The organism is Streptomyces sp. CB02261 (assembly GCF_001905665.1).
Lineage (GTDB): Bacteria > Actinomycetota > Actinomycetes > Streptomycetales > Streptomycetaceae > Streptomyces.
In genome coordinates this window covers 1-5,267 of sequence record NZ_LIVX01000017.1, presented here as the reverse complement: position 1 = coordinate 5,267, position 5,267 = coordinate 1, and the positions used below count along the sequence as shown (strand labels likewise).

Genomic DNA, 5,267 nt, shown 5'->3' with positions numbered 1-5,267 from the left:
AACGCCAGATTAGTTGATACCCCGTCCATCTTCGGATGGCGAGGTTCCTTTGAAAGTCCTGCCGGCCCCTTGTGGACTGGTAGGCAACATACACAGCGAGGACGCTGTGGACAGTCGGCCTTATTCCGGCCTGACTGTCCCGCTCAACGCGAGTGTCACCCGATTACGGGTAAACATTCACGGAGAGTTTGATCCTGGCTCAGGACGAACGCTGGCGGCGTGCTTAACACATGCAAGTCGAACGATGAAGCCCTTCGGGGTGGATTAGTGGCGAACGGGTGAGTAACACGTGGGCAATCTGCCCTTCACTCTGGGACAAGCCCTGGAAACGGGGTCTAATACCGGATAACACCGGCTTCCGCATGGAAGCTGGTTGAAAGCTCCGGCGGTGAAGGATGAGCCCGCGGCCTATCAGCTTGTTGGTGGGGTAATGGCCTACCAAGGCGACGACGGGTAGCCGGCCTGAGAGGGCGACCGGCCACACTGGGACTGAGACACGGCCCAGACTCCTACGGGAGGCAGCAGTGGGGAATATTGCACAATGGGCGAAAGCCTGATGCAGCGACGCCGCGTGAGGGATGACGGCCTTCGGGTTGTAAACCTCTTTCAGCAGGGAAGAAGCGAAAGTGACGGTACCTGCAGAAGAAGCGCCGGCTAACTACGTGCCAGCAGCCGCGGTAATACGTAGGGCGCAAGCGTTGTCCGGAATTATTGGGCGTAAAGAGCTCGTAGGCGGCTTGTCACGTCGGGTGTGAAAGCCCGGGGCTTAACCCCGGGTCTGCATCCGATACGGGCAGGCTAGAGTGTGGTAGGGGAGATCGGAATTCCTGGTGTAGCGGTGAAATGCGCAGATATCAGGAGGAACACCGGTGGCGAAGGCGGATCTCTGGGCCATTACTGACGCTGAGGAGCGAAAGCGTGGGGAGCGAACAGGATTAGATACCCTGGTAGTCCACGCCGTAAACGTTGGGAACTAGGTGTTGGCGACATTCCACGTCGTCGGTGCCGCAGCTAACGCATTAAGTTCCCCGCCTGGGGAGTACGGCCGCAAGGCTAAAACTCAAAGGAATTGACGGGGGCCCGCACAAGCAGCGGAGCATGTGGCTTAATTCGACGCAACGCGAAGAACCTTACCAAGGCTTGACATATACCGGAAAGCATTAGAGATAGTGCCCCCCTTGTGGTCGGTATACAGGTGGTGCATGGCTGTCGTCAGCTCGTGTCGTGAGATGTTGGGTTAAGTCCCGCAACGAGCGCAACCCTTGTCCTGTGTTGCCAGCATGCCCTTCGGGGTGATGGGGACTCACAGGAGACCGCCGGGGTCAACTCGGAGGAAGGTGGGGACGACGTCAAGTCATCATGCCCCTTATGTCTTGGGCTGCACACGTGCTACAATGGCCGGTACAAAGAGCTGCGATGCCGTGAGGCGGAGCGAATCTCAAAAAGCCGGTCTCAGTTCGGATTGGGGTCTGCAACTCGACCCCATGAAGTCGGAGTTGCTAGTAATCGCAGATCAGCATTGCTGCGGTGAATACGTTCCCGGGCCTTGTACACACCGCCCGTCACGTCACGAAAGTCGGTAACACCCGAAGCCGGTGGCCCAACCCCTTGTGGGAGGGAGCTGTCGAAGGTGGGACTGGCGATTGGGACGAAGTCGTAACAAGGTAGCCGTACCGGAAGGTGCGGCTGGATCACCTCCTTTCTAAGGAGCACAGTACCGATTGCAGGCAAACGTTCTGCACGGTCAGCTCATGGGTGGAACGTTGATTAGTTGGCACGATCTCGAGGATCACTTCACCAGTACTGCTTCGGCGTGGAACGTGAAGGAGAACCGACAGGTCGTGCTTGGCACGTTGTTGGGTGTCTGAGGGTACGGCCGTAAGGTTTGTATCTTCGCGATGCCGGCCCCAGTGAACTCATCTGCTTGTCGGGTGGGGTGATGGGTGGCTGGTCGTTGCTTGAGAACTACACAGTGGACGCGAGCATCTGTGGCCAAGTTTTTAAGGGCGCACGGTGGATGCCTTGGCACCAGGAACCGATGAAGGACGTGGGAGGCCACGATAGTCCCCGGGGAGCCGTCAACCAGGCTTTGATCCGGGGGTTTCCGAATGGGGAAACCCGGCAGTCGTCATGGGCTGTCACCCATGCCTGAACACATAGGGCATGTGGAGGGAACGAGGGGAAGTGAAACATCTCAGTACCCTCAGGAAGAGAAAACAACCGTGATTCCGGGAGTAGTGGCGAGCGAAACCGGATGAGGCCAAACCGTATGCGTGTGATACCCGGCAGGGGTTGCGCATGCGGGGTTGTGGGATCTCTCTTCTGTCGTCTGCCGGCGACAGGACGAGTCAGAAACCGTTGATGTAGGCGAAGGACATGCGAAAGGTCCGGCGTAGAGGGTAAGACCCCCGTAGCTGAAACATTGACGGCTCGTTTGAGAGACACCCAAGTAGCACGGGGCCCGAGAAATCCCGTGTGAATCTGGCGGGACCACCCGCTAAGCCTAAATATTCCCTGGTGACCGATAGCGGATAGTACCGTGAGGGAATGGTGAAAAGTACCGCGGGAGCGGAGTGAAATAGTACCTGAAACCGTGTGCCTACAAGCCGTGGGAGCGTCGCTCATTGAGTTTACTCAATGGGTCGTGACTGCGTGCCTTTTGAAGAATGAGCCTGCGAGTTTGCGGTGCGTTGCGAGGTTAACCCGTGTGGGGAAGCCGTAGCGAAAGCGAGTCCGAACAGGGCGATTCAGTAGCGCGCTCAAGACCCGAAGCGGAGTGATCTAGCCATGGGCAGGTTGAAGCGGAGGTAAGACTTCGTGGAGGACCGAACCCACCAGGGTTGAAAACCTGGGGGATGACCTGTGGTTAGGGGTGAAAGGCCAATCAAACTCCGTGATAGCTGGTTCTCCCCGAAATGCATTTAGGTGCAGCGTCGTGTGTTTCTTGCCGGAGGTAGAGCACTGGATAGGCGATGGGCCCTACCGGGTTACTGACCTTAGCCAAACTCCGAATGCCGGTAAGTGAGAGCACGGCAGTGAGACTGTGGGGGATAAGCTCCATGGTCGAGAGGGAAACAGCCCAGAGCATCGACTAAGGCCCCTAAGCGTACGCTAAGTGGGAAAGGATGTGGAGTCGCAGAGACAACCAGGAGGTTGGCTTAGAAGCAGCCACCCTTGAAAGAGTGCGTAATAGCTCACTGGTCAAGTGATTCCGCGCCGACAATGTAGCGGGGCTCAAGCGTACCGCCGAAGTCGTGTCATTGCAGCATGAGGGCCAACGCCCGCTGTGATGGGTAGGGGAGCGTCGTGTGCCGGGTGAAGCAGCCGCGGAAGCGAGTTGTGGACGGTTCACGAGTGAGAATGCAGGCATGAGTAGCGATACACACGTGAGAAACGTGTGCGCCGATTGACTAAGGGTTCCTGGGTCAAGCTGATCTGCCCAGGGTAAGTCGGGACCTAAGGCGAGGCCGACAGGCGTAGTCGATGGACAACCGGTTGATATTCCGGTACCCGCTTTGAAACGCCCAATATCGAGCCCATTAATGCTAAGGCCGTGAAGCCGTTCCGGACCCTTCGGGGAAAGGAAAGTGGTGGAGCCGTCGACCCAAGGTGGTAGTAGGTAAGCGATGGGGTGACGCAGGAAGGTAGTCCAGCCCGGGCGGTGGTAGTCCCGGGGTAAGGGTGTAGGGCGTTGTCCAGGTAAATCCGGACAGCACATAGCCTGAGACCTGATGCCGAGCCGATTGTGGTGAAGTGGATGATCCTATGCTGTCGAGAAAAGCCTCTAGCGAGTTTCATGGCGGCCCGTACCCTAAACCGACTCAGGTGGTCAGGTAGAGAATACCGAGGCGTTCGGGTGAACTATGGTTAAGGAACTCGGCAAAATGCCCCCGTAACTTCGGGAGAAGGGGGGCCACGTCTGGTGATGAGTCTTGCACTCTGAGCTGGGGGTGGCCGCAGAGACCAGCGAGAAGCGACTGTTTACTAAAAACACAGGTCCGTGCGAAGCCGTAAGGCGATGTATACGGACTGACGCCTGCCCGGTGCTGGAACGTTAAGGGGACCGGTTAGTGACCTTTCGGGGTTGCGAAGCTGAGAACTTAAGCGCCAGTAAACGGCGGTGGTAACTATAACCATCCTAAGGTAGCGAAATTCCTTGTCGGGTAAGTTCCGACCTGCACGAATGGCGTAACGACTTCTCGACTGTCTCAACCATAGGCCCGGTGAAATTGCACTACGAGTAAAGATGCTCGTTTCGCGCAGCAGGACGGAAAGACCCCGGGACCTTTACTACAGTTTGATATTGGTGTTCGGTTCGGCTTGTGTAGGATAGGTGGGAGACTTTGAAGCCGTGACGCCAGTCATGGTGGAGTCGCCGTTGAAATACCACTCTGGTCGTGCTGGATGTCTAACCTCGGTCCGTGATCCGGATCAGGGACAGTGTCTGATGGGTAGTTTAACTGGGGCGGTTGCCTCCCAAAGGGTAACGGAGGCGCCCAAAGGTTCCCTCAGCCTGGTTGGCAATCAGGTGTTGAGTGTAAGTGCACAAGGGAGCTTGACTGTGAGACCGACGGGTCGAGCAGGGACGAAAGTCGGGACTAGTGATCCGGCGGTGGCTTGTGGAAGCGCCGTCGCTCAACGGATAAAAGGTACCCCGGGGATAACAGGCTGATCTTCCCCAAGAGTCCATATCGACGGGATGGTTTGGCACCTCGATGTCGGCTCGTCGCATCCTGGGGCTGGAGTCGGTCCCAAGGGTTGGGCTGTTCGCCCATTAAAGCGGTACGCGAGCTGGGTTTAGAACGTCGTGAGACAGTTCGGTCCCTATCCGCTGCGCGCGTAGGAATATTGAGAAGGGCTGTCCCTAGTACGAGAGGACCGGGACGGACGAACCTCTGGTGTGCCAGTTGTCCTGCCAAGGGCATGGCTGGTTGGCTACGTTCGGGAGGGATAACCGCTGAAAGCATCTAAGCGGGAAGCCTGCTTCGAGATGAGTATTCCCACCTCCTTGAGAGGGTAAGGCTCCCAGTAGACGACTGGGTTGATAGGCCGGATGTGGAAGCCCAGTAATGGGTGGAGCTGACCGGTACTAATAGGCCGAGGGCTTGTCCTCAGTTGCTCGCGTCCACTGTGTTAGTTCTGAAGTAACGACTGTGTCGATCTCCGGTTGTTAACTTCATAGAGTTTCGGTGGTCATAGCGTTAGGGAAACGCCCGGTTACATTCCGAACCCGGAAGCTAAGCCTTTCAGCGCCGATGGTACTGCAG

The 5,267-nt window shown here is 57.2% G+C and carries 3 rRNA genes; all 3 read left to right on the top strand.

Annotation, left to right across the window (positions count from 1 at the left end):
- Positions 1–176 precede the first annotated feature (176 nt).
- Positions 177–1,702 (top strand): 16S ribosomal RNA (locus AMK29_RS34875).
- 288 nt (positions 1,703–1,990) lie between these two features.
- Positions 1,991–5,113 (top strand): 23S ribosomal RNA (locus tag AMK29_RS34870).
- A 72-nt stretch (positions 5,114–5,185) separates the two neighbouring features.
- Positions 5,186–5,267 (top strand): 5S ribosomal RNA (gene rrf, locus AMK29_RS34865); the annotation flags it as partial.